1 pseudogene is annotated in these 507 nt (G+C 71.6%); it reads left to right on the top strand.

Annotated elements, in window-relative coordinates:
* Positions 1-507, top strand: a pseudogene (locus QMX81_RS20920) (hypothetical protein); the annotation flags it as partial.

Here is a 507-nt window from a genome sequence, read left to right as displayed (position 1 = left end):
GCGATCTGGCCGCCACGGCAGGTGGGCTGCTCGCCGTGGGCGACCTGATGGCCGATGGCGATGCGCGCCTTGAAGGCGACGCGGATGTACGCCTGGCCCAGGCGGTGATCGGGCAGTCGCTGAACGTGGCGGCGGCCGGGGCGCTGGATATGCGTACTGCCATGGTCGGCGGCGATGCGCAGCTTCGCAGCGGCGGGGCGATGGGCATTGGCGAACTGCAGGCGCAGGGGGCGCTGAGCGGAATCACTGGTGCCACGCTGGTAGCGCAGACGCTGTCCTCCGGGGCGGGGATGCAGTTGGAGGCGTCGGGTGCGATGGATGTGCAGCAGCTGCGCAGCGGGGGCGATCTGGCCGCCACGGCAGGTGGGCTGCTCGCCGTGGGCGATCTGGTGGCCGATGGCGATGCGCGCCTTGAAGGCGACGCGGATGTACGCCTGGCCCAGGCGGTGATCGGGCAGTCGCTGAACGTGGCGGCGGCCGGGGCGCTGGATATGCGTACTGCCACGG

This window comes from Stenotrophomonas sp. PS02301 (assembly GCF_029959485.1).
GTDB lineage: Bacteria > Pseudomonadota > Gammaproteobacteria > Xanthomonadales > Xanthomonadaceae > Stenotrophomonas > Stenotrophomonas maltophilia_Z.
This window is presented reverse-complemented; position numbering and strand designations above follow the sequence as displayed.